At 55.7% G+C, this 2187-nt stretch carries 1 protein-coding gene; it reads right to left on the bottom strand.

Going from position 1 to position 2187, the window contains the following annotated elements:
- Positions 1 to 2112: glycogen debranching protein (locus tag ACEW8P_RS13720; protein ID WP_373513646.1), on the bottom strand; the 2112-nt coding region annotated here is incomplete at its 3' end.
- Positions 2113 to 2187: the final 75 nt, after the last annotated feature.

The following is a 2187-nucleotide window of genomic DNA, read 5'->3' as shown; positions in this document are numbered from 1 at the left end:
CAGGGCGTAGAGGTTCCAGGCTTGGGTCATCATTCCGTAGTCGGGTGAGACTTCGTAAATAGAACCCGGCAGCGCATAGCCAAACGAACGGCTTATCCTTTTGAGGTAGTCGAGTGCCTGATCGGGACGGCCGTAGTTGTTTTCTGCTATGGCCTGCACGCCTGTGGGCAATGTCATCACGGCCCCCGTATAGCTAAATACCTTACGATCTTTGCCGAACGAGGCCGTGTCTTTTCCGGCGGACTCGTCGCGGTCGATGCCCGTCACAAACATCCCGTAGGGGTTGACGAATTGGCGCCCGGTGCGCAGGGCAATAAGGGCCTTGGCGGTGTCGGCCACGCCCGTTTGCATGGGCGTGTTCACGACCCAGTTGTGGTGCATGACGAAGCCCTGTTTACGATCCGGCGGGAAATTCTGGTAGCGTTTCTGGGCTTCGCGCAATTCGGCCACGGCCCAGGGCTTTTTCAATGAATCGGCCCGAACGATGGCGTCTTTAAGCAAAGCCAGTGCCTGCGTCGGCGTCCCGATGAAATCGGCGTATGAATCGTGTTCGGCTACCCAGAATTCATTATTGATCTTGGTTTTAAGAGTCTGAGCCAGGCTGCGGTAGTTTTGAGCTACGGCAGCCTCGCCCATCTCCACGGCCATGTCGGCAGCGACAGCAAAGGCCTGTTGGGTGTAGGCGGCCACGTCGATCATCTCGCTGTTCAGGCCGTGGATTTCCATCATGCCAAAGCCGTCGGGTAGTAAGTTTTTATCCTTGTCATTATTCTCCAAAAGCCATTTCAGTCCTTGCTTGACGGTGGGATAGTAGGTCGCCAGGAACTTCCGGTCACCCGTCCAGAGATAAATCTGCCAGATCATCGACACAAACTGCGGAGTTTCGTTGACATTGCCCGGATTAAAGACATAGCCGTTGGTCGATGCCTCGTGAATTATACGCCCGTTGCCGTTGCGCTGCTCCGAAAGCTGGTGCAGTAGGCTGACCGTATTGCGGGCCAGGTCAAAACGCCCGGTTGCTACGGCCCCCTGCAGGGCGTACTCATTGTCCACGCCGAACCACCAAGGGTAGTCGGGCAAGCCGGCCGACAGTCCGCGGCCCAGTTGCGGCACGTCGCGCACGAGCCAGTCGGTATTGTACTTCACCCAACGGAAGGCAGTTTGTAGTTTCTTGTCGGGAATCGTCAGCTTGGTTTTGGCGGCGATGCCGGCGTAGCGCTCCATCTTAGCCTTCAGATTTTTAACGGCGTCTCGCCCGGCGCTGGCGTAGGTTTCGCGCACGGCGTCGAGCGATTTGTACGAACCCGCGATGGTGATCGGCAGACTTACTGCGCCATGGGGCGGGATTTCCAGGGCAAAGACCGTGGCTACGCGGGTGCCTTTTCCGATGGGTTGGTAGGTGCAGGCGGCAGTAGGCTTGCCGTGAGAGACGGATTCGGTGGTCGAACCGACCATGACGTACCAACTGTTGAGACTGTCCTTAGCCACCCAGGCACGGCGATCATCGTCCCAGAGGGCAAAGTCTACGGCATTCTCCATCCCGGTGCTATCTCCCAGCCAGGTCGGGCGCAGGTCGGTGTAAGCCGTCCATTCGAAGGTCAATTTTTGGACTTCCGACCCGTCATTATATAGCAGGTATTCTACAGTCACTGCCTCTTGCCCGTCGGGTACGAACTGGAAGCGTTCCACTCTCAGTTCTTGGTCGGGAAGTGGAAAGATGTGCTTATTGGCAAAGGGATAATTAATAAACGTCTCTGCCTGATCCAGGCAAATGGATTTTTCGCCCAGGCTGAGGGAGGCCGTAAAGCCATCCAATAGTTTGATTGGGTGATCCCACACGCCGCCCATTTCACCTTTAACGTGCCAGCCCAGATCGGGAAACTGCCCGTTCTGGGCGCCGATCATATAGACTCTGTCGCCCGCCGTGACGAAAGGCGTGGCCAGGTACTCGGCGCGCCCGACCAGGCTGTCGGTATTCGCCATCATCCCGTTGAGGGCAGTAGAAGGTATAGCGGCGTCTTCCTGCTTTACTTTTTTACAACCGAGGGTGACGAATAAAACAAAAATCAGGTACTTTGTAACATGAAAGCAAGGGGAGATTCGTCGCGGCACGGGCGGGAAAAGTTGTGTTGATAAAAAAGCGTGTCCGAATATACGGATAATTTCAATTTTTACCGCAGTGATTAA

The sequence above is a fragment of the Persicitalea sp. genome (genome assembly GCF_041751555.1).
GTDB lineage: Bacteria > Bacteroidota > Bacteroidia > Cytophagales > Spirosomataceae > Persicitalea.
This window is presented reverse-complemented; position numbering and strand designations above follow the sequence as displayed.